The sequence below is a fragment of the Citrobacter cronae genome (assembly GCF_016893685.1).
Lineage (GTDB): Bacteria > Pseudomonadota > Gammaproteobacteria > Enterobacterales > Enterobacteriaceae > Citrobacter > Citrobacter werkmanii.
In genome coordinates, this window is record NZ_CP069763.1 from 1,966,333 (window position 1) to 1,986,722 (window position 20,390).

At 51.5% G+C, this 20,390-nt stretch carries 23 protein-coding genes and 3 tRNA genes; 13 read left to right on the top strand and 13 right to left on the bottom strand.

Going from position 1 to position 20,390, the window contains the following annotated elements; all coding sequences use genetic code 11:
- Nucleotides 1-6: 6 nt before the first annotated feature.
- The 6 genes from opgB to JSN25_RS08385 form a co-directional block, all read right to left on the bottom strand.
- Nucleotides 7-2,298, bottom strand: coding sequence for a phosphatidylglycerol--membrane-oligosaccharide glycerophosphotransferase (gene opgB / locus JSN25_RS08360; protein ID WP_204525614.1), 2,292 nt, complete (start codon nt 2,296-2,298; stop codon nt 7-9).
- Nucleotides 2,299-2,528: 230 nt separating this feature from the next.
- On the bottom strand, nt 2,529-3,020 hold the full coding sequence (locus JSN25_RS08365) for a YjjA family protein (RefSeq protein ID WP_048215003.1): 492 nt from the start codon (nt 3,018-3,020) through the stop codon (nt 2,529-2,531).
- Between the two features lie 70 nt (nt 3,021-3,090).
- Nucleotides 3,091-3,828 carry a replicative helicase loader DnaC gene (gene dnaC / locus JSN25_RS08370; protein ID WP_038636979.1) on the bottom strand — a complete coding sequence of 246 codons (738 nt, stop codon included), beginning with the start codon at nt 3,826-3,828 and terminating at the stop codon, nt 3,091-3,093.
- A 2-nt stretch (nt 3,829-3,830) separates the two neighbouring features.
- Nucleotides 3,831-4,370 (bottom strand): primosomal protein DnaT, encoded by a 540-nt coding sequence (gene dnaT / locus JSN25_RS08375; RefSeq protein ID WP_087857412.1) that lies wholly within the window; start codon nt 4,368-4,370, stop codon nt 3,831-3,833.
- Between the two features lie 121 nt (nt 4,371-4,491).
- Nucleotides 4,492-4,965 carry a threonine/serine exporter gene (locus JSN25_RS08380; RefSeq protein ID WP_038636981.1) on the bottom strand — a complete coding sequence of 158 codons (474 nt, stop codon included), beginning with the start codon at nt 4,963-4,965 and terminating at the stop codon, nt 4,492-4,494.
- Nucleotides 4,956-5,732, bottom strand: a complete 777-nt coding sequence (locus JSN25_RS08385; protein ID WP_085048363.1) for a threonine/serine exporter family protein — start codon at nt 5,730-5,732, stop codon at nt 4,956-4,958. The genes JSN25_RS08380 and JSN25_RS08385 overlap by 10 nt, the downstream gene beginning before the upstream one ends.
- Nucleotides 5,733-6,185: 453 nt before the next feature.
- Here JSN25_RS08385 and JSN25_RS08390 point away from each other — a divergent pair, with 453 nt between their 5' ends.
- Both JSN25_RS08390 and bglJ read left to right on the top strand, forming a co-directional pair.
- Complete coding sequence (locus JSN25_RS08390; RefSeq protein ID WP_038636985.1) at nt 6,186-6,911, top strand: helix-turn-helix transcriptional regulator; 726 nt, start codon at nt 6,186-6,188, stop codon at nt 6,909-6,911.
- On the top strand, nt 6,872-7,549 hold the full coding sequence (gene bglJ / locus JSN25_RS08395) for a DNA-binding transcriptional activator BglJ (RefSeq protein ID WP_199979771.1): 678 nt from the start codon (nt 6,872-6,874) through the stop codon (nt 7,547-7,549). Before JSN25_RS08390 ends, bglJ begins: the two co-directional genes overlap by 40 nt.
- 57 nt (nt 7,550-7,606) lie before the next feature.
- On the opposite strand, the gene JSN25_RS08400 is transcribed toward bglJ, so the two are convergent.
- Nucleotides 7,607-8,065, bottom strand: a complete 459-nt coding sequence (locus JSN25_RS08400; RefSeq protein WP_038636987.1) for a YbaK/EbsC family protein — start codon at nt 8,063-8,065, stop codon at nt 7,607-7,609.
- Nucleotides 8,066-8,300: 235 nt separating this feature from the next.
- On the opposite strand from JSN25_RS08400, the gene JSN25_RS08405 reads away from it, so the two are divergent.
- Together JSN25_RS08405 and JSN25_RS08410 are read left to right on the top strand one after the other, a co-directional pair.
- Entirely contained in the window at nt 8,301-8,441 is a 141-nt protein-coding gene (locus JSN25_RS08405) for a hypothetical protein (protein ID WP_170973693.1), read from the top strand.
- Nucleotides 8,431-9,774, top strand: coding sequence for a PTS sugar transporter subunit IIC (locus JSN25_RS08410; protein WP_204525615.1), 1,344 nt, complete (start codon nt 8,431-8,433; stop codon nt 9,772-9,774). The genes JSN25_RS08405 and JSN25_RS08410 overlap by 11 nt, the downstream gene beginning before the upstream one ends.
- 29 nt (nt 9,775-9,803) lie before the next feature.
- On the opposite strand, the gene fhuF is transcribed toward JSN25_RS08410, so the two are convergent.
- Together fhuF and JSN25_RS08420 are read right to left on the bottom strand one after the other, a co-directional pair.
- The gene (gene fhuF, locus JSN25_RS08415; RefSeq protein WP_038636988.1) at nt 9,804-10,592 is read right to left on the bottom strand and encodes a siderophore-iron reductase FhuF; all 789 of its coding nucleotides are present in this window, start codon (nt 10,590-10,592) and stop codon (nt 9,804-9,806) included.
- Between the two features lie 108 nt (nt 10,593-10,700).
- On the bottom strand, nt 10,701-11,777 hold the full coding sequence (locus tag JSN25_RS08420; RefSeq protein ID WP_185656045.1) for a GGDEF domain-containing protein: 1,077 nt from the start codon (nt 11,775-11,777) through the stop codon (nt 10,701-10,703).
- Nucleotides 11,778-12,028: 251 nt separating this feature from the next.
- Between JSN25_RS08420 and JSN25_RS08425 the strand changes: the two genes are divergently transcribed.
- Nucleotides 12,029-12,265, top strand: a complete 237-nt coding sequence (locus JSN25_RS08425; protein WP_074458506.1) for a DUF1435 domain-containing protein — start codon at nt 12,029-12,031, stop codon at nt 12,263-12,265.
- Nucleotides 12,266-12,300: 35 nt separating this feature from the next.
- On the opposite strand, the gene JSN25_RS08430 is transcribed toward JSN25_RS08425, so the two are convergent.
- The 4 genes from JSN25_RS08430 to rsmC all read right to left on the bottom strand — a co-directional run bounded on the left by JSN25_RS08430 (nt 12,301) and on the right by rsmC (nt 13,874).
- Nucleotides 12,301-12,386: transfer RNA gene (locus JSN25_RS08430), tRNA-Leu, on the bottom strand.
- Between the two features lie 32 nt (nt 12,387-12,418).
- Nucleotides 12,419-12,505 (bottom strand) — tRNA-Leu (locus JSN25_RS08435).
- A 28-nt stretch (nt 12,506-12,533) separates the two neighbouring features.
- Nucleotides 12,534-12,620 (bottom strand) — tRNA-Leu (locus tag JSN25_RS08440).
- 222 nt (nt 12,621-12,842) lie between these two features.
- The gene (gene rsmC / locus JSN25_RS08445) at nt 12,843-13,874 is read right to left on the bottom strand and encodes a 16S rRNA (guanine(1207)-N(2))-methyltransferase RsmC (RefSeq protein WP_038636991.1); all 1,032 of its coding nucleotides are present in this window, start codon (nt 13,872-13,874) and stop codon (nt 12,843-12,845) included.
- A 103-nt stretch (nt 13,875-13,977) separates the two neighbouring features.
- Here rsmC and holD point away from each other — a divergent pair, with 103 nt between their 5' ends.
- The 8 genes from holD to JSN25_RS08485 all read left to right on the top strand — a co-directional run bounded on the left by holD (nt 13,978) and on the right by JSN25_RS08485 (nt 20,365).
- Nucleotides 13,978-14,391, top strand: coding sequence for a DNA polymerase III subunit psi (holD, locus tag JSN25_RS08450; protein WP_121529976.1), 414 nt, complete (start codon nt 13,978-13,980; stop codon nt 14,389-14,391).
- Nucleotides 14,360-14,806 (top strand): ribosomal protein S18-alanine N-acetyltransferase, encoded by a 447-nt coding sequence (rimI, locus tag JSN25_RS08455; RefSeq protein ID WP_038636994.1) that lies wholly within the window; start codon nt 14,360-14,362, stop codon nt 14,804-14,806. Before holD ends, rimI begins: the two co-directional genes overlap by 32 nt.
- A 14-nt stretch (nt 14,807-14,820) precedes the next feature.
- Nucleotides 14,821-15,501 carry a pyrimidine 5'-nucleotidase gene (gene yjjG / locus JSN25_RS08460; RefSeq protein WP_008786125.1) on the top strand — a complete coding sequence of 227 codons (681 nt, stop codon included), beginning with the start codon at nt 14,821-14,823 and terminating at the stop codon, nt 15,499-15,501.
- A gap of 92 nt (nt 15,502-15,593) precedes the next feature.
- Entirely contained in the window at nt 15,594-17,183 is a 1,590-nt protein-coding gene (prfC, locus tag JSN25_RS08465; RefSeq protein WP_006686587.1) for a peptide chain release factor 3, read from the top strand.
- A gap of 307 nt (nt 17,184-17,490) precedes the next feature.
- Complete coding sequence (osmY, locus tag JSN25_RS08470; RefSeq protein ID WP_038636996.1) at nt 17,491-18,108, top strand: molecular chaperone OsmY; 618 nt, start codon at nt 17,491-17,493, stop codon at nt 18,106-18,108.
- Nucleotides 18,109-18,235: 127 nt separating this feature from the next.
- A complete protein-coding gene (locus tag JSN25_RS08475) occupies nt 18,236-18,397 on the top strand; it encodes a DUF1328 domain-containing protein (protein ID WP_003019081.1) in 162 nt (53 codons plus the stop codon).
- Between the two features lie 121 nt (nt 18,398-18,518).
- Nucleotides 18,519-19,592, top strand: coding sequence for a patatin-like phospholipase family protein (locus JSN25_RS08480; RefSeq protein ID WP_159121726.1), 1,074 nt, complete (start codon nt 18,519-18,521; stop codon nt 19,590-19,592).
- Nucleotides 19,589-20,365 (top strand): metal-dependent hydrolase, encoded by a 777-nt coding sequence (locus JSN25_RS08485; RefSeq protein ID WP_159121725.1) that lies wholly within the window; start codon nt 19,589-19,591, stop codon nt 20,363-20,365. The genes JSN25_RS08480 and JSN25_RS08485 overlap by 4 nt, the downstream gene beginning before the upstream one ends.
- Nucleotides 20,366-20,390: the final 25 nt, after the last annotated feature.

Below are 20,390 nucleotides of genomic sequence, written 5' to 3' on the forward strand. Positions count from 1 at the left end.
CTTTTTTTAACCCTGAGCTGCCACCACTTTGATTTCAACCATCCCGATCCCCAGCTTCCGCGGCGAGTGGCCGAGAATATTGCCCTCGTTGGTGGCAACCGGATCGGGTGGGATAATCACCAGCGTATTGGCATCCGCCGGGTTTTCAAAATGTAGGGTAGTGGTGCTGATATCATGGCTTAACACCAGCGTCTGTTCTTCATTGCCAACGCGCACGGGTATCGGGCGATTGGCGTTATCGCCATAGGCTTTGGCGGTGATGACCAGATCGAATTTCTTCGGCAATGGCGCTTTGTATTCGATTTTTACCTCTTCACTGAGCTGCGCATTGGACCAGCGTCCCCAGGATTCGGGGCGTGAAATACCACTAAATTGTTTCACCTCTTCCGGCGCGCCCGCCACGTTAAAGACGAAGCTGTCGGCTTTGTAGCGAATATCGTTATCGACAATTTTCAGCGTATCGACGTTTCCTTTGTAGCGCTCCATGTCGATCACCGTGTCTTTAAAGGCGGTTTTGCTTTTCCATTTGGCTTTGTCAACGTGCTGCACAATTTGTTGCCCGCCCAGTTGCCCCTGAGAGACGCACCAGTCGGTGGAAAGCGCCAACTCCGGCGCCCACAGCTGCGCCATTTTGTAGCAGCGATCGACCCAGACAAAGTTATCGCGCGGCGCGAAATCCGCCAACTGGAAGCGCAACGGCGCCGAGTATTCGCTTTCTGGTAGTGGTTCGACGCGTTTATCCGATACGCGCAGCAGCAGTGGCAGGCGGAAATGACTGCCGGAGAACGCGATCATGTTCTTGTCATGGTCAATGGTGAACTCTTTCATCTCCTTCGGGAAATTCCACAGGCGGATGATATCGGGCTTCCACGCCAGCATTTTTTCTTTGATGTTGAGGAATACTTCCGACACGGATTCGCCCGACAAACTGCTGCGGCCAAGGCCGATAAAGTTATCGCCGCCCAGAATATCCAGCACCGTTGCGCCGTTATCCATCGTGTTACGTTTCACCGCCAGCGTATCCTGTTGCGGCTGGTCGCCGCGTAGCACGAAGAACAGGTTGTTGCGGTCCTGCTTGTTCAGATACTTCCAGGCGGTGTTGTTCATTGCCAGATGATCGGACGAAACCACGATCACGGTATCTTTAAACCACGGGGATGCTTTGATTTTATTAATAAATTCAGCGATGTTTTCCTGACTGCAGCTCACCGCGCTGAAAGATTGATTGGCCTTACCGTCGATGTCATAACGTTTACGGTTACAGCTACGAGAGATAAATCCATCCGGATGATGGGTATCCACGGTCAGGGTAAACAGTGAAAAACGTTGTCCTGAACGCGAAAGTTCTTCAAATTTTTTCCATGCTTCGTCCAGCACGGTGTCATCGTAAAAGCCCCAGTCGTTACGATATGCGGGATCCGCCACCACGCTTTTTAACTCTTCTGCGCCGTACAGATGATCAAACCCGTGAGATTTCAGGAACACATCCTTCCCGGCAAAGCGCAGGTTGGCCCCCTGCACAAAGTAGTTTTGGTAGCCGGAGTTTTTCAGGATATCGCCGAGACAGATATTGTTGGGGAAAAAGCTGGAAACCGATGCCGAGGCGTTGCCTTCAAATGGCGCAAATAACGGGATGCCACATTGCGAAGCGACCATGCCAGCGATGGTGTAATCCGTCCCTGGTAGCTGCATGGTGTTGCTGAAATCCATGCCTTCGTTTTTCAACGCGCCGAGCTCCGGGGTCAGATCCGGGAACGCCTCGTTATTAAAGTAGGTGCGTTCGAGACTTTCGCCGTAGATATAAACCAGGTTCAGCTTCGGATGAGGGATGGTTTTCGACGGCTCTTTATAATAGGTCAGGAAATCCGGATCGCCATCGCGCGACTGAGATTTCACCAGTTCAGTTATCTGGTGAAACGCCGGGCTGGCGTCAACGGAGGCCAGCGCCAGCAGCAGGGCCAGTAGGCTGTAACCCACGTGATGCGGGTGATGGCGACGGCGGCGAAGGATCCAGCCGAGGGCGACGAAGACGGTCGTCAGCGCCAGCGCAATGCCGACGCCAGGCAGAATATATTTCCCGATACCTGCGCCGGTCAGGCTGTTGGTCAGAGTATAAAGCACCGCGTCGTTGATTCCGTCGCCGGTAAAATAGTCACTGGCATACAGTGTGATATTTAAGACAATAAAAATCCCCAGCACCGTTAACGTGGCGGCAAACCACCAGGTATTGCGACCCGCTTTCCAGGCATAAATCAGCACTGAAGCGAGAAACAGAGTGATGGAGATTAATTCTGACACGGTCGATCCTCAGTAAACCGGGCACATGCCTGGCAGGCTAATCATTTGGTGAGAGAACAATGTAATAGCGTTGTTATATTGCTGCAATTGTAGTGACATTAAATTACGTTGTTATTCAGAATTGGTTTAGATATGCGCGTTTTTGGCGGGTAATTACGGCTTTCGTGATGGCGGTCTGTATCGGCAGGAATAGGGGGATGCCGCGCAGGGGATACGCGGCATTTAATGCCTCAGGAAATGAAGTTCATACCCTGTTTTAACACCAGATCGCAGGCCTTGGTTTTTACCTGCTTCGCCAGCGAGCTATTACCAATCGTGTTCAGGTCCAGCTGTTGGCCATCTTTGGCGTTGAGCAGGCCCTGAATGCCGTCCATGTAGTTGGTGTCTTGTTTCTGCTCTGGGGCACTGAGGCCGAGTTTATCCAGCACCTGGTTTTTGACGTTTTGCGCGTCGGTGACCGAGGCCAGTTTCTGTTTGGCGCAATATTCCAGGATCCCGGCGGCGTTATTCATGCTGCTTGAGGTCAGTGACTGATTGCTGCCATTCAGCAGACTGGTCAGGGAGGAGAGCGACGAGCTGCCCTGCGAGCCGGAGCTTTGTTTGCTCAGTTCGCTGGCCGCGCTGGAGAGCGAGTCCTGCCAGGAGGCGGCAAAAACGCTGGTGGAGATGAGCGTACTGGCGGCAAGCGCACAGCACAGCAGACGTTTGGTTGTTTTCATCATTATATGCAACTCGTGTTATGCCTTTTCAGCGCAGTATAGCGCTGGCAGCTTTAGGAGTGGTCCTAATACGTTAATACTCTTTTCCTGTTACCCGGCTACGGTAGCTGTCCCAGTTAAAAATCACCCACAGGCTGTTACCGAGACGCATGCGATCCATCACGCGCTCACCCAGCAGTTTGTTCATTTCGTCCATATTGCTGTTGGTTAACATACCGGTCGGGCGTTTTGAGGACGATCGGCGATCGACGATCTGATTGATGATCACTTTTTCATAGCGGGATTCGGTCTGCATGCCGATCTCATCGATCACCAGCAGATCTACATTGCTAAGATCGTTGAGCAACTGTTCTTCGCTGGTTTCACGGTTACTAAAGGTTTCTTTCATCGCCGACATGATATCAGCCACGGTAATGATCAGTACCGACTTACCGCGGAGCAGCAGTTCGTTGCAGATAGCTGCCGCCAGATGGTTTTTGCCGGTGCCGGGTTTGCCCGAGAAAATAAAGCTGGCGATGTTGCCGTCAAACTCATCAACGTACTGGCGGGCTTTGCTCAGGGCATTCATCTGACCTTCGCATTCCACCCGATAGTTATCGAATGAACAGTTTTGGTGCAGCGGACGGATACCGGAGCGGTTGAATGTGCGCTGCATTTTCATGGCCCGGTTTTCGCGGGCCAGCGCTGCGGCACGAATTTCACCTTGCTCTTTTTGCCATGCCAGTAGCTCTTCGCCCGTTTTAAAGGCAGGCTCGACATTGGGCGGCATCATTTTTTGCAGACGTTTCATCAGATCGCCAACGTTTTTCATCGTTATCCTCTAAAACCTGGTGGAATATGGCTGTCAGGTTCGCTGACACTGTTCACATCGCGCTTGGGCATTCCGCCATTGCTGGCCCGGCCAATCTGGATGCTACGCGCCAGTTTTTGCTGCCACTGAATATGGTGAAAGACTTTGCCTTCGGCCTGCCAGTAGGCGACGAATGAGGCCAGTTCCTCGGCGGTGACCGGTTCTCTTAACGCCACGCCCCACAGGGCGGCCTGGCGCTGAAAGTCGGCATCGGGCTGCCAGTCAGCGTACATCGCAAATTTCCCCATTGGCACGGCCACGGGCGCAGCTTGGGGCTCTTCATAAAATTGCGCATCCAACGTCACATCGCTTCCTGGACGTGACAGCTTCTCTTCAAGCGCCAACAACTGAGCCAGTCGCGCAGGCGTCAGCGCGTAAAACGCTGGCGCATTGTTGGCGAATACCGCTACGGCGCCACCCGCAGACTTTGTCAGTACCGCGTGGTGATCGTGTAGTAAGGCGTCAATGCTGATGACGTCCGGCGTCAAAATTTTGCAGGGCATAATGTTTCTCAAAACTGAACAACAACCGAGAAGGGACTGCTTTTATAGTAACACAGAGAACCAGGAGAGCAGCAGATGAGGGGGAGATTCCCCCTCTGCGAGGCGCTAAGAAATTACCGCGCTAGACGCGTGGGCGTTTGCGATACAGCCATAAGCCTGGTACGGATAAGCCGATAGAGAGCGCGCCGACAATCGATGAAGCTTTCAGGAAATTGGTCAATAGGGTGATCATCAGCGCTTCGCTGTAGCCGAAATGGCCGATTTTTACCGCGGAGATCATGGCGGTGTAGGCGGAGATCCCGGGAAACATCGGGATCACAGCCGCAACGGTGAAGACCTTAGGATGCGCCAGATACCAGCGCGACCACTGGATCCCAATGCAGCCAATCAGCAGCGACGCCATAAAGGTTGACCATTCAATATTAAACCCTGCGCTCATCATCACCATTCGTGAACCGTGGCCCAGCGCGCCGAGTAACGCACACCAGGGAAGCGCGCGGTGCGGGACGTTAAACACCATGGCAAAGCCCAGAGCCGGGATCGCCGACAGGATCATGTCCTGTATCAGCGCCAGAATGAAATCGATCACGCCCATCCGCGCAGCCCCCATAAGGTCATCGACATAACCACCCCAATGCAGGTTGCCAACGTCAGGAGACTGGCAATGGCCCAGCGAGCCAGCCCGGTATTAATGTGCCCCTTAAACATATCCGCGACAGAGTTGATCAACGGAAAACCCGGAACCAGCAACAGCACGCTGGCAGCCATGGCGATGGTTGGGGTGTGATTAAAGGTCGGCAGCGTCAGCAACAGGCCGGATATTGTGGTCGCCACAAAGGCGGTGATACAAAAGTTGATTTGTGGGTGCAAATGCCGTGACGCCAGAATCTGGCGGATATACATTGCCACCATGCTGGCGAAAAAGGTGATCACCGCGCCGTCCCATCCGCCGTTATTGAGTTTGCAAAAGCAGGCGCAGGACAAACCGACCATCAATGCGACCAGCCATCTTGGATAGCGTAGCGGCTTAATCTGGCTGAAGCGCTTCTCAACGCCTTTTATATCCAGTAGTTTGTGTTCCGCTAAAATAACGATGTGCTGCACTTCCGTCACGACGTGCATGTTAATGCCGCGATCATGATTTTTTCGGGTCGACGTCAGGCATTGCCCATCTTTAATGGTAGTCAGGACAATCGCGTTGGAGGAGATGGCGCTTTCTACGCTATCCATGCCAAGCGCCAGGCCGAGGCGAGTGGATAGCTCGTCAACCAGCGCGCTTTCTGCACCATGCTGGAGTAAAAAAAGCCCACATTGTATACATAACCGTGTAACCGTTCGCTGTGACGACTGCTCTGTTTGCATGGTTCGCTCTGACTGAAAAGGATCTCATTGAATAGTGAATGTCTTCTTTTTATCATGAAGCATGAGCCAGTTGGCTCTGGCAAGATCAATCTTTGTGTTGAAAAAAGACGCAGGTCGTACTCGCTTACATGCCTTACCTGCTAATCAATAAAAACAGTATCACATGATAAGATAGTTTTATTTATCAGGATGGCAAATACGTAAGCAATTCTAACGTTCTATTTTAGTTCTTTTAATTGTACATAGAATGTATTTATGCGTAATTTTGTAATAACGGTTCAATAGTTTGAACGCTATTGGGATTATAGCGCCATTATTTTAATGTTTGAATGAAATCCAAGGATAAACAATTCACCTCGTCTATTGTTTAGGGTTTTCCTGTTAATTAATACGTTTAATTTATCAGGGATCTTCTAATAAATGCGAATACGGACTGGTGAATGTGGAGGGGATATGTTGCCAGGACGCTGCAAAAACGCAATTATTATTAGCAAATTACCGATCGTACAAACTGGGCTTAAAGGTGTAATGCAAGAACAGTTTGCTGATTACGAATTGACTTACTGTCGTTCTGTTGAAGAACTAACATTGTTGCAGTTGCGGTGCGCTGATTTGGTGATTGCTGATTTATCAGCAGACTGCAATCATCCTCGCTCAGTTTGCGAACAATTTTATTCTTTATTATCTCAATACCGTGATATTCATTGGGTGTTTCTTGTATCTCGTGTTTTTTACCCTCTCGCCATCGAACTGCTGATGTGCCCGATCAGTTCGCTGTTATCTGATGCTGAGCCGATTGAAAGTTTAGTGAATGTAATTCACGCGGGAAATACCCGAGCTGAGAGGATAAGTAAATCTCTGATTTCCCCTCCCGTAATGCCAGAGTTGGCTGACAATAGCGCCCGCTCAATTGCACTTACTCTCTCGGAGAGGAAAGTGCTGAGACTCCTGGGAAAAGGTTGGGGAATTAACCAGATTGCATCGTTACTTAAGAAAAGTAATAAAACAATCAGCGCCCAAAAGAACAGCGCCATGCGTCGCTTATCAATACATAGCAATGCAGAAATGTACGCATGGATAAATAGTTCTCAAGGATCGCGAGAACTGAATTTACCTTCAGTATATGGGGAGACCACGGAATGGAAAGCAGAAGCATTAAAAGAAACGTCGCACTTGTAGAAAAATGTGCGATGAGTCGCGTGGGTATTGAGAGTTTATTTAATACCATGCCGGATGACCAATACGCACTTCATCTTTTTTCGAACCAGCCTGCCTTTAGTCAGGCGATGTTAAAAATGTCATTTTCGGCAGTAATTTTTTCTCTTTCTGCTATCAGAACCGATCGCAGAGCAGGACTCGCCTATCTGACGGAGATGGCGATAAATTTCCCTCGCATCAGGCGTGTGGTGATTGCCGATGACGATGCTGAGGCACGTTTAATTGGCTCTCTGTCACCATTGCCGCTGGATGGGGTCGTTAGCAAAGCCTCTTCGTTAACTGTGCTGCAGGAAGCTTTGTTTACGTCGTTGAATTGCCCTACCCGGACAACCGAAAGCGCGAAAAACCATTGGTTTATCAATCAAAGCCGTGTGCTTAGCCCCACAGAACGAGAAATACTGCGTTTTATGTCAAATGGCTATTCGATGCCGCAGATTGCCGTTCAGCTTGAACGGAATATTAAAACCATTCGGGCGCATAAATTTAACGTAATGTCCAAGCTGGGCGTGAGCTCAGATGCGGGTTTACTGGATGCTGCCGATATCCTGCTGTATCTGCGCGCAGGCGAACCGACACCCATTTTTCAAGCGGCGTCGTGACGGTCAACGTAGACGTATTTTGTGTCGGGTTCAGTCACCGACCCGGGGCGTGAAACATCATTGGCACACATCAACCCAGGTGGCTGACGTTAGCTCAGCCATCCTTTCCGGCGTGATGCGAACCGCGCTGTGAATGGCTCCTGCCGCAGGCAGCACTTCAGCATAGTGCTTCAGAGAGACATCGCAATAAACCGATATCGGTGTTTCCAGCCCGAAAGGACAAACGCCGCCAACGGGGTGACCCGTCGCATTCACGACCTCATCACTACTCAGCATACGGGCTTTGGCGCCGAATGTGCTCTTTAGCTTTTTATTATCCAGCCGGGCATCGCCTTTGGCGACGACCAGAATGATGTCGTTCTTCACTTTTAGCGAAAGTGTTTTCGCGATCTGACCGGGTTCGACATTATGGGCTTTTGCTGCCAGCTCGACGGTTGCCGTGCTCTGATCTAATTCGATGATCTCAATATCTGGGGCATGTTGCGCCAAAAATTGGCGTACTGATTGCAAACTCATTCTTCTCTCCAAATCGCCTACGGGCAGCTCCATACAGCAGAAAACCGCATGGCGTAATTTGTCATAGGGGCAAGCTCGCTGTAAATATTTTATTGTAACAACATGGCAACATTGGCAGTTTTTCGATCATCTTCACAATCAAAGAAACCGGTTACAGTAACCGGTTGCAGAATGTTGAAATGACGATTAATACTGAAGTTGTCACTTCCTCTGTATCACATAATAAGAGCCATCTATGAAACTTAACTCAAAATGCAGTAGCGCTGGTGTTCTTCCCGGCACGGTTGCGAAAAAGTGTAATGAGCTTTGCGTGGTGGTGTTGATGCCTGCATGGCCGCAGGGTTTTGCGCAACGGGAGAGCGGCTATGTCTACTAATCATGCTGTGTTTAATGTGATTTTCCGCTTTGTTGAAAACTACGTCAGCCCTGTCGCCGGACGAATCTCTTCACAACGTCATGTGATGGCAATCCGTGATGGGTTTATTTCGGCTATGCCCTTTATGATCGTCGGTTCATTTCTGCTGGTTTTCGCCTACCCGCCATTTTCTCCTGATACCACATGGGGATTTGCCCGTGCATGGCTGGATATGGCAAAACAGTTTGAAGGCCAGATCCTCACACCGTTTGATATGACGATGGGGATCATGTCGGTCTACATCTGTGCGGCTATCGCTTATAACCTGGGTAAGCACTATGTGAAGTCGCATCAGTTAGATCCGTTTATGTGCGCAATGCTGTCCATCATGGCTTTTTTGCTGATTGCCGCGCCGAAAACCAAAGGCGCGATGCCCGTCGATAGCCTGGGTGGGACGGGGATTTTCACTGCTATCCTCGTGGCGATTTACTGTGTGGAAATGATGCGTTTCCTGAAGGCGCATAACATCGGCATCCGTTTACCCGATCAGGTGCCGCCAATGATCAAAAACTCCTTCGATCTGCTGATCCCGGTGCTGGTGGTGGTGCTAACGCTGTACCCTCTGAGCCTGGTGATACAGTCGCAGTTTGACATGCTAATTCCGCAGGCCATTATGGCCATCTTTAAACCACTGGTATCCGCTGCTGATTCTCTCCCGGCGATACTACTGGCCGTGCTGATTGGTCATCTACTGTGGTTTGCTGGGATCCATGGTGCGGCGATTGTGTCGGGGATGCTGCAAATGTTCTGGCTAACCAATCTCGGAATGAATCAGTCGGCGCTGGCACAGGGCGCGCCTTTGCCACATATCTTTATGGAAGCATTCTGGACGTTTTTCATCGTGGTTGGTGGGTCCGGCGCGACGATGGGGTTAGTGATTTGCTATCTGCGCAGCCGTTCGGCTCATTTACGCTCGATTGGGCGTTTGAGCGTGGTCCCCAGCATTTTTAATATTAACGAACCGGTGATTTTCGGTGCGCCGATTGTTATGAACCCGGTGTTCTTTATCCCATTCCTGCTGGCCCCGATGGTGAATGCGGTGCTGGCCTGGGCGGCGATGAAGCTGGATTTAATTGGACGGGTGATTTCCGTCGTTCCCTGGACGGCCCCGGCACCGGTTGGCGCGGCATGGGCGTTAGGCTGGGATTATCGCGCGGCCATCCTGGTCGTCCTGCTGGCGTTGGTGTCGGCGATCATCTATTTCCCATTCTTTAAGGTCTATGAAAAGCAGCTATTGGCGCAGGAAAAAGAAGAAGCACAGCGTATAGAAGAGGAAAACCAGCAGGTTGCATAAATTGTTGACGAGGGGCTACGGCTCCTCGCTTACTTCAGCGTACAGTCACCGCATTGCTGAACGTCGGGCAGGCGGTAACGCTGGCAGCAGGTTCTGCGCACCAGTAATCCTTCGCGTGGAACAACGGTACGCCACAACGGATTATCCTGACCGCAGGAGAGTTGTTTCTCAAAAAAGCAGGTTTGCCGCAGTGAGTTCAGCAGCTCTTCACCTAACAATGGCTTCATTTCCGTTAAATACCAGTGAATTAAATACCCGGTATTGCTCCAGATAAGCCTGGCGTTGATCTCGCCTGTTGCTTCCAGCGCCTGCACAACCGGCGTTAGTGCCGAGAGAATCAGCGTTTCCATGCGTTGTTGAGGCGACAGGGCTGTAGTCTGGTGATCCTGGTGGACGTCAATCCAGAAGCAGGCTGCACGGCCCGTTTCGTGAAACTCAACGCGCATGTGTTCAGGTGAGACGTCAATGGCCTCTTTTTGCGTTAGCAGGGCTACCATGAGTGGGGGCATCATCAGCCCGATATACCATTGCGCCCAGAGAGAAATCAGCGGCTTATTTTCGCGTGTCAGCGTGGGCTGGTTGCGATAGATATGGTCTGAATAAACGGCCAACAGCGAACTGAGCGTCGCTGGTTGCGTCCATTCATGTAGCGTCATCGCGCCCGGTACGGGGATTTCGTCAAGACGAATAAAGTCCAGCAGGTGCTCACGAGTTTGGGCTATCGTTTCGCGTACAGCAGCAGCCAGCGAGGGCATCTTTGCTGGAAGGTGGCTACGCCAGATGACATCTTCAACGATCGGTGCGGAACGATAAGCCATGGGAATATAAGGATGTTAATCTAAATGATAATGATTGCTAATCCTATAGTTGACGATGAACGATGGCAAGATCTTTGTCGCGATGACGGATGCCACCGCACAGATAGCTCAGAGTGAAGGGCGGTTTCCCCTCAGCTCATCGCTGACCAGCGTGTTGTTACGCCCAAGATTTTTCGCCTCGTACAGGGCTTTATCCGCTCTGGCGATAGCGGCCTCAATATCCTGCTCTACCAGCGGCGCAATGCCGATACTGACGGTCACGTTGGTTGCCACGTTTTCGTTAAACATGTGGGGGATTTTAAGGTCGTACACTTTCTGACGAATACGCTCGGCGGCGGCCTGTGCCTGCTGCGGATCGATCGCGGTCAGCAAAACCATAAATTCTTCGCCGCCGAATCGCGCCACCACATCCCGGGATCGTACGGAATCACGAATGGCGGCTGAGACGCGGATCAGCGCCTGGTCGCCCATCATATGCCCGTAATGATCGTTATAGGCTTTGAAGTGGTCGATATCCAATAACAGCACGTAGTGTTTCGAGTTACTCAGCGCCAACAGCGTATCGAGTCTGTGTTGCAGTCCCCGGCGGTTATACAAACCGGTAAGCGGGTCAAGCATGCTGAGTCCGTTGAGCGTTTCCCGTTCCTCAAGCAGTTTGTACATCAACTGCTGGGCGAAACCATCGTAGCGCTTTTGTATCACATGTTGGATGGCGATCCCGGCCATCGGTAACGCCATAAAATAGAAAATTCGTAAACTATGCTCGTTGCCGCTAAGCCATAAACAGACGGCGACGGAGGGGAGAGAATGAAGCGTAAACGCGATGATATTATTGGCGAAAGCAATAGATCCAATAAACAGCACGCTGAGCAGTGCGATTAACAGAAAATAATAGTCATTATGACCGAGTGTGGAATATTTCTGAAAAATATGGAATGCCCATAACAAGCCAAAGATTATTGAAATAAAAGGGAGATTAATTTTTTTATCCGTGTATTTCCCATGCCATATAAGCAGCAGCGTACTGGTGATCAGTATCAGCAGAGCCGGTACAGATAAGGCTTTGACGGCAAAAAGTGGGAAAAAAAGCGTAAACAGCGCGGAGACTGCGTTGAGAAGCAGAAACAAACGCAAAGAGAGTTGATATTTTTTAGTGCGCAGAGTTCGCCAGGATTGTACTGTCATAGTAAATATTGTTAGTTATCTGTAATATACGAAGATGTGTTGGTAAATAAAACAAATAACGAACGGGGTATCATTCGCTGAGGTCTTTATTTTTAGTCGAAGCGTTAACCGGCGAGCAATTTATCACCTTAGATTATTCATGTCATCAATCGTTAAGTAAAACTCATATAATTGATAGTGCCTCCCAGCTGACAAATGAGAAAATATATCATATGATATTGGTTATCATTATCAATGTCGTAGGTGGAACCATGTTGCAACGTACGCTGGGCAGTGGATGGGGAGTTCTGCTGCCAGGGATACTCATTGCCGGGATGGCATTTACCGACCTGTCGGTCAATGTATGGAAGGTAATGATTGTATTAGGATTACTATTGACTTCGCTCATGCTATACCACAAGCGCTTACGGCATTTTATTCTGTTACCTTCATGTGCAGCGCTGATTGGCGGCATTGTGCTGGTAATGATGAACTGGAATCAGGGATAAGCAAAACAGGGAAAAAGAGAAGGAAATAAGATAATTGGTGCGAGGGGGGGGACTCGAACCCCCACATCCTAAGGACACTAACACCTGAAGCTAGCGCGTCTACCAATTCCGCCACCTTCGCACAGTCATCTTATTTTTTTGATATCGCCTCGTTGGTGCGAGGGGGGGGACTTGAACCCCCACGTCCGAAAGGACACTAACACCTGAAGCTAGCGCGTCTACCAATTCCGCCACCTTCGCCCAGTGCGAGCAATATCAACGTGGATTATGGTGCGAGGGGGGGGACTTGAACCCCCACGTCCGAAAGGACACTAACACCTGAAGCTAGCGCGTCTACCAATTCCGCCACCTTCGCATACCATCGACACTCAAAAAGTATCGTTACCACGGAGGCGAATTCTAGAGATTTTATGCAGGGCGTCAACAGTTAATTATCGAACTTAACGTGATTGCCGAAAAAAAAGGCGTTTCTACGGTTTTTGGCGTTTTATCCAGGCCGGATAAGCGATAGCGCTATCCGGCGTTGCTCAGTGTCACGTCTGGTGGCAGCGTAAATGCCTGATCCAGCCTTGATCAGTTAGGCTTTTTTCGCCTGACGCGTCATGATGGTGCGATAGACCTTGAAGCGTCCGGTCTGTGCGATAACTTCATGGAATCCGAATACCTCATCCAGCACCTTCGGATAGGGCAGGAAGGCGTTCGCCACGATACGCAGTTCACCGCCGCTGTTGAGATGACGCACCGCGCCGCGAATCAGCGTTTGCGCGGCATCGAGGCTGGTCTGCATCCCATCATGGAAAGGTGGGTTGGAGATGATCATATCAAAGCGGCCCGTCACGTCAGAAAAAACGTTGCTGGCGATCACATCACCTTCAATACCGTTGGCGGCAAGCGTGGCGCGGCTGGCTTCAACAGCGGCCGCACTTACATCACACAGGGTTAAGCGGACTTTGGGCGAATGGCTGGCTAAAGCGACGGAGAGTACGCCTGCGCCACAACCGACATCCAGAACTTTACCTTTGGTATGTGGCGTCAGAGTGGAGAGCAGCAATTGGCTGCCAACATCCAGGCCGTCACGGCTGAATACGCCCGGCAGCGTTTTGATGGTCAGATTATCAACCTGATATTCATCCCAGTATTTTTCTGCATCAAAGACCGGCTGTTTTTCCAGACGACCGTGATACAGGCCACAGCGACGCGCGCTGTCGACTTTATTCAGCGGTGCGTATTCGGCCAGCATTTGCTCTGCGCTACGTACGCCGCTGCGGTTCTCACCCACAACAAAAACATCGCTGCCCACCGGTAACAGCGACAAAATGTTCATCAGCTGGAACTGCGCTTCCGGCTTATTCTTCGGCCAGTAGTAGATTAGCGTATCGCTATCGGCAACGTCATCGGCCTTAGCGACGAGGCTGAAACGGACGTTGTCACCCATCTGGCGGTTCAGCACCTGCCAGTGGTGAAGTTGTTGAGTGTGCGCACGGCTGGCAGCGCTTTCGAAGTGGGCAGGCAGATCATCCTGCAAATCACCGGCAAACAGAATACGGCTTTGTTCGAAATCATCACTGTGGCGCAGCAAGACTTCACTTGCCGGGGTAAAAGCAGACATGGAGTGCTCCTTAAATTGTACAGCCGGGGATTATAGTTGTTTGATGGCACGGATTCGACAAATTTGCTATATTTGCGCCCCTGATAGACAGGAGTGTTTCGCTATGACATCCCGACGAGACTGGCAGTTACAGCAACTGGGCATTACGCAGTGGTCGCTGCGTCGTCCTGGCGCACTGCAGGGCGAAATCGCGATCTCCATTCCTGCGCATATCCGTTTAGTGATGGTTGCTGCACAGCTACCCGCGCTAACCGAACCGTTAATGAGCGATATTTTACGCGCAATAACCGTCAGCCCGGATCAGGTTTTACAATTGACGCCTGACCGTGTCGCCCTGCTGCCGCAGGGCAGTCGCTGTAATAGTTGGCGGCTGGGAACCGAAGAGCCGCTGCTGCTGGAAGGCGCTCAGGTCGAGAGTCCTGCGTTTAATGAATTACGGGAAAACCCAGCGGCCCGCGCCGCGTTATGGCAACAAATCTGCGCATATGAACACGATTTCTTCCCTCGAACCGACTGATTTACCTGCAGCATTTCAGATTGAAAAACGCGCCCACGCTTTTCCGTGGAGTGAAAAAACATTTGCCAGCAACCAGGGCGATCGCTACCTCAATTTTCAGTTGAGGGTTGACGACGTGATGGCCGCCTTTGCGATTACGCAGGTGGTACTGGATGAAGCTACGCTGTTCAATATCGCCGTCGATCCTGACTTTCAGCGCCAGGGCCTGGGGCGCGAGCTACTGGAGCACCTGATCGATGAGCTGGAAAAGCGCGGCATTTTGACGCTGTGGCTGGAAGTGCGCGCCTCAAATGCTGCCGCTATCGCGCTGTATGAAAGCCTGGGCTTTAACGAGGCGACGATCAGGCGCAATTATTATCCGACGGCCGATGGTCATGAAGACGCCATTATCATGGCATTGCCAATCAGCATGTAAGACAAGGTGTAATGATGAAGAAGTGGGACTGGATTTTCTTTGATGCCGACGAAACGCTGTTTACGTTTGACTCGTTTACCGGCTTACAGCGGATGTTTCTCGACTATAGCATTACCTTTACCGCTGAAGACTTTCAGGACTACCAGGCCGTGAATAAACCGCTATGGGTGGATTATCAAAACGGCGCGATTACGTCATTACAATTGCAGCATGCCCGTTTCCAGAGCTGGGCTGAACGCCTGAAGGTCGAACCAGGCCAGCTTAATGACGCATTTATCAATGCGATGGCTGAGATCTGCTCGCCGTTGCCAGGGGCGGTCTCTCTGCTCAATGCGATTCGTGATAAAACGAAAATTGGCATCATTACTAACGGCTTTACGGCGTTGCAGCAAATCCGCCTTGAGCGGACGGGGCTGCGCGACTATTTCGATCTGCTGGTGATTTCTGAGCAGGTTGGGGTAGCAAAACCCGATCCCCGTATTTTTGACCATGCGCTGGAGCAGGCGGGCAATCCTGACCGTTCCCGCGTGCTGATGGTGGGCGATACCGCAGAGTCCGATATTCTTGGCGGCATTAACGCCGGGCTATCCACCTGCTGGCTAAATACGCACCATCGCGAGCAGCCAGCAGGCATTCAGCCGACCTGGACGGTCGCGTCATTAAGCGAACTGGAGCAGCTCCTGTGTAAACACTGATTGCCTCCCCCCCGTTGATGGGTAAAATAGCCGCAATTTTTCGTATTCAACTTGCACGGCCCGTTGCCGTGCTTACCTAAGAAGATTTGACTATGACGTTGTCTCCTTATTTGCAAGAGGTGGCCAAACGCCGCACTTTTGCCATTATTTCTCACCCGGATGCCGGTAAAACGACCATTACTGAAAAGGTGCTGTTATTCGGACAGGCGATTCAGACCGCCGGTACGGTAAAAGGCCGTGGCTCCAGCCAGCATGCGAAATCTGACTGGATGGAGATGGAAAAGCAGCGTGGTATCTCCATTACCACCTCTGTGATGCAGTTTCCGTATCACGACTGCCTGGTGAATCTGCTGGACACCCCGGGGCACGAAGACTTCTCCGAAGATACTTACCGTACCCTGACGGCGGTGGACTGCTGTCTGATGGTTATCGACGCCGCGAAAGGCGTTGAGGATCGTACCCGCAAGCTGATGGAAGTTACCCGTCTGCGCGATACGCCGATCCTGACCTTTATGAACAAACTCGACCGTGACATCCGTGACCCGATGGAGCTGCTGGATGAAGTCGAGAACGAGCTGAAAATCGGCTGTGCGCCGATCACCTGGCCGATTGGCTGCGGGAAGCTGTTCAAGGGCGTTTATCACCTTTATAAAGACGAAACTTACCTGTACCAGACGGGTAAAGGCCACACCATTCAGGAAGTGCGCATTGTTAAGGGGCTGAATAACCCGGAACTCGATGCCGCCGTGGGCGAAGATCTGGCGCAGCAGTTGCGCGACGAGCTGGAGCTGGTGCAGGGCGCGTCTAACGAGTTCGACCATGATCTGTTCCTCGCGGGCGAAATCACCCCGGTCTTCTTCGGTACCGCGCTGGGTAACTTCGGCGTTGACCATATGCTGGACGGCTTAGTGGAGTGGGCGCCTGCGCCGATGCCGCGTAAAACTGATACCCGCACCGTGGAAGCCTCAGAAGAGAAGTTCACCGGCTTCGTGTTTAAAATCCAGGCCAACATGGATCCGAAACACCGTGACCGCGTGGCGTTCATGCGCGTGGTTTCCGGTAAGTACGAGAAAGGCATGAAAATGCGTCAGGTGCGCATTGGTAAAGACGTGGTGATCTCCGATGCGCTGACCTTTATGGCCGGTGACCGTTCTCATGTGGAAGAAGCGTATCCGGGCGATATTCTCGGTTTGCACAACCATGGCACTATTCAGATCGGCGATACCTTCACCCAGGGTGAAATGATGAAGTTCACTGGTATTCCGAACTTCGCGCCGGAGCTGTTCCGTCGTATTCGCCTGAAAGATCCTTTGAAGCAGAAACAGCTGCTGAAAGGGCTGGTTCAGCTGTCGGAAGAGGGTGCGGTGCAGGTCTTCCGTCCAATTGCTAATAACGATCTGATCGTGGGCGCTGTTGGTGTGCTGCAGTTCGACGTGGTGGTTTCGCGTCTGAAGAGCGAGTACAACGTTGAAGCGATTTATGAGTCGGTCAACGTGGCGACCGCGCGCTGGGTAGAATGTTCTGACGTGAAAAAATTCGAAGAATTTAAGCGTAAAAACGAAGTGCAGCTGGCGCTGGATGGCGGCGATAACCTCACCTATATCGCACCGACCATGGTTAACCTGAATCTCACCCAGGAACGTTACCCTGACGTTCAGTTCCGCAAAACGCGCGAACACTAATCGCCTTCCAGGGCACGGTATTCGCCGTGCCCTGCAACTTTCCCTGTCTTTTAAATCCCTTGCGGAATGTTCTTAAAACCTCTCGTTTTTCTGTTGTTTGCCTGTTTTTTAGCCAATCCGGACTGCGATCACGAAATCCTGAACTATATTTAACAATGTGATGACATAAATATCGGCGTTAAATGCTTTTTAGGCTGCCTGTTGCAGCTTCTATTGCTGATATTTATTCCACTTACAAGATTAGTTGCTGGTTAACGCCGTTTTACGGCAGACCATCGCTTTTAGCAAAACATACAGGAATACATCGATGACAATGACAGGACTTAAGATTTCTAAAACGCTGCTGGCCGTGATGCTGACCTCCGCTGTTGCAACGGGTTCTGCTTTTGCAGAAAACGCCACGACGGATAAAGCGCAATCTGGTGTCGAAAGTGCGGGGCAGAAAGTCGATAGCTCTATGAACAAAGTCGGTAATTTCATGGATGACAGCACTATCACAGCAAAAGTAAAAGCTGCGCTGGTGGATCACGAAAGCATCAAGAGCACCGATATTTCTGTGAAAACAGACCAGAAAGTGGTGACGTTAAGCGGGTTTGTTGAAAGCCAGGCACAGGCTGAAGAAGCCGTGAAAGTGGCCAAAGGCGTTGAGGGCGTAACCTCAGTGAGCGACAAACTACACGTACGCGACAGCAAAAGCACATCCGTAAAAGGCTATGCGGGCGACACGGCAACCACCAGCGAAGTTAAAGCAAAACTGCTGGCTGATGACATTGTCCCTTCCCGTAAAGTGAAAGTAGAGACCACTGATGGAGTGGTTCAACTTTCCGGCACCGTTGACTCAAAAGCACAAAGCGATCGTGCTGAGAGCATCGCCAAAGCCGTTGATGGCGTGAAAAGCGTCAAAAACGACCTTAAAACTCAGTAATTCGACTTAATTCGTCCTCCTGACGTTTGTCGGGAGGCGTGTTGTGCACCACACTAAAAATATCGCCGATGAGCAGCCTGAGCGCTCATAACAAGCGGTGACATTAACTATGGTAAAGGAGAAGCGCATGTTTCGATGGGGCATCATATTTCTGGTTATCGCGTTAATTGCCGCCGCACTGGGTTTTGGTGGACTGGCTGGTACCGCTGCAGGCGCAGCGAAAATTGTTTTCGTGGTGGGGATCATTCTGTTTCTGGTCAGCCTGTTTACAGGGCGTAAACGACCCTAGTCAGTAAATCGTAAAGATAACTTGCTACCAAGCCAGTCCAGTGGACTGGCTTTTACGGTTTTAGCATCAGGCAATTTGCGTTACTTTGTTGTTCCAGTACAAAAATAACAGGAAGGCAGAGGTGGGGCAGAGAATACCCGTCACGCTCGGTAATATTGCGCCGTTATCGTTACGTCCGTTTCAACCAGGCAGTATGGCGCTGGTGTGTGAGGGTGGGGGACAAAGAGGAATCTTTACCGCTGGCGTACTGGATGAGTTCATGCGTGCGCAGTTCAATCCCTTTGACCTTTACTACGGGACGTCCGCCGGGGCGCAAAACCTTTCAGCCTATCTGTGTAACCAGCCCGGTTACGGTCGTAAAGTCATTATGCGTTACACCACCCGCCGTGAGTTTTTTGACCCGGTGCGCTTTGTGCGCGGGGGAAACTTAATCGATCTCGACTGGCTGGTGGATTCGACCTCATCCCAGATGCCGCTGGCGATGGATAACGCCGAGCGTCTGTTTGCCTCTGGGAAAGCGTTTTATATGTGCGCCTGTCGGGGTGATGATTATACGCCTGGTTATTTTTCGCCAAACCGGCAAAACTGGCTCGATCTCATTCGCGCCTCCAGCGCTATTCCGGGATTCTACCGCACTGGCGTTGCGCTGGACGGTGTGAACTATCTGGACGGGGGAGTCAGCGATGCCATACCCGTACAGGAAGCGGCGAAGCATGGCGCAAAAACGCTGGTGGTGATCCGCACTGTGCCTTCGCAAATGTACTACACCCCGCAGTGGTTCAAACGTATGGAGCGCTGGCTGGGCGAAAGCAGTCTGCAACCGTTGCTGAATTTGGTCCAGCACCATGAAACCAGCTATCGCGCGATCCAGAGTTTTATTGAAAAGCCGCCGGGTAAGCTGCGAATCTTTGAGATCTATCCGCCTAAACCGCTCCACAGCATGGCGCTGGGCAGCCGTATTCCGGCGCTGCGAGAAGACTATAAGACCGGGCGTTTGTGTGGTCGTTACTTCCTGGCCACCGTCGGCAAGTTGTTGGCGAAAAACGCGCCATTGCCTCGTCAGACGCCGAAGATTGTCGTGCCGGGACCGGTGGTGGTTCCTCCCGCACCGGTGGCCAACGATGCCCACGCGCCCGTGGTGACCAATGCGCCTCAGGCTAACGATACAACGTTTGATAGCGAGGATCTGGCGTGAGTTTTCGCTTCATTGATACACATTGTCACTTTGATTTCCCGCCGTTTACCGATGATGAGTCCGCCAGCATTCAACGTGCCGCGGCGGTCGGTGTGAATTGCATCATTGTTCCGGCGACGCAGGCGGCAAACTTTTCCCGCGTACTGGCGTTAGCGGAAAAGTATCCGCCGTTGTTTGCTGCTTTGGGTCTGCATCCGATTGTTATTGAACAACACGGCGATGACAGTCTGGACCAACTGCAGCAGGCGCTGGATACGCGCCCGCAAAAGCTGGTAGCCGTAGGCGAGATTGGACTGGACCTTTATCGGGACGATCCGCAATTTGATAAACAAGAACGGGTGCTGGACGCGCAGCTTAACCTGGCGAAGCGTTACGAACTGCCGGTGATCCTGCATTCGCGACGGACTCATGACAAGCTGGCGATGCATCTGAAACGCCATGCTCTGCCACGAACCGGCGTGGTGCATGGTTTTTCCGGGAGTTTGCAGCAGGCGCAACGCTTTGTGCAACTGGGGTACAAACTTGGCGTTGGCGGCACCATTACCTATCCACGCGCCAGTAAAACCCGTGAGGTGATGGCGCAACTGCCGCTGGAATCACTCCTGCTGGAAACCGACGCGCCAGACATGCCGCTCAATGGTTTTCAGGGGCAGCCCAATCGTCCCGAGCAGGCCCTCAGAGTGTTTGAGACATTATGCGAACTGCGTCAAGAGCCTGCGGACGTGATAGCAGATGCGCTGTATCGCAATACGACCGCGTTGTTTAATGTGTGATTGTTGGGCGCCGGATGGCGGCTGT

Coding starts and splice junctions, on each gene's coding strand:
- JSN25_RS08365 (WP_048215003.1), bottom strand. CDS start 3,020: ATGATGAAAACAACCAAACGTCTGCTGTGCTGTGCGCTTGCCGCCAGT.
- dnaC (WP_038636979.1), bottom strand. CDS start 3,828: ATGAAAAACGTTGGCGATCTGATGAAACGTCTGCAAAAAATGATGCCG.
- dnaT (WP_087857412.1), bottom strand. CDS start 4,370: ATGCCCTGCAAAATTTTGACGCCGGACGTCATCAGCATTGACGCCTTA.
- JSN25_RS08380 (WP_038636981.1), bottom strand. CDS start 4,965: ATGGGCGTGATCGATTTCATTCTGGCGCTGATACAGGACATGATCCTG.
- JSN25_RS08385 (WP_085048363.1), bottom strand. CDS start 5,732: ATGCAAACAGAGCAGTCGTCACAGCGAACGGTTACACGGTTATGTATA.
- JSN25_RS08390 (WP_038636985.1), top strand. CDS start 6,186: ATGTTGCCAGGACGCTGCAAAAACGCAATTATTATTAGCAAATTACCG.
- bglJ (WP_199979771.1), top strand. CDS start 6,872: ATGGAAAGCAGAAGCATTAAAAGAAACGTCGCACTTGTAGAAAAATGT.
- JSN25_RS08400 (WP_038636987.1), bottom strand. CDS start 8,065: ATGAGTTTGCAATCAGTACGCCAATTTTTGGCGCAACATGCCCCAGAT.
- JSN25_RS08405 (WP_170973693.1), top strand. CDS start 8,301: ATGAAACTTAACTCAAAATGCAGTAGCGCTGGTGTTCTTCCCGGCACG.
- JSN25_RS08410 (WP_204525615.1), top strand. CDS start 8,431: ATGTCTACTAATCATGCTGTGTTTAATGTGATTTTCCGCTTTGTTGAA.
- fhuF (WP_038636988.1), bottom strand. CDS start 10,592: ATGGCTTATCGTTCCGCACCGATCGTTGAAGATGTCATCTGGCGTAGC.
- JSN25_RS08420 (WP_185656045.1), bottom strand. CDS start 11,777: ATGACAGTACAATCCTGGCGAACTCTGCGCACTAAAAAATATCAACTC.
- JSN25_RS08425 (WP_074458506.1), top strand. CDS start 12,029: ATGTTGCAACGTACGCTGGGCAGTGGATGGGGAGTTCTGCTGCCAGGG.
- rsmC (WP_038636991.1), bottom strand. CDS start 13,874: ATGTCTGCTTTTACCCCGGCAAGTGAAGTCTTGCTGCGCCACAGTGAT.
- holD (WP_121529976.1), top strand. CDS start 13,978: ATGACATCCCGACGAGACTGGCAGTTACAGCAACTGGGCATTACGCAG.
- rimI (WP_038636994.1), top strand. CDS start 14,360: ATGAACACGATTTCTTCCCTCGAACCGACTGATTTACCTGCAGCATTT.
- yjjG (WP_008786125.1), top strand. CDS start 14,821: ATGAAGAAGTGGGACTGGATTTTCTTTGATGCCGACGAAACGCTGTTT.
- prfC (WP_006686587.1), top strand. CDS start 15,594: ATGACGTTGTCTCCTTATTTGCAAGAGGTGGCCAAACGCCGCACTTTT.
- osmY (WP_038636996.1), top strand. CDS start 17,491: ATGACAATGACAGGACTTAAGATTTCTAAAACGCTGCTGGCCGTGATG.
- JSN25_RS08475 (WP_003019081.1), top strand. CDS start 18,236: ATGTTTCGATGGGGCATCATATTTCTGGTTATCGCGTTAATTGCCGCC.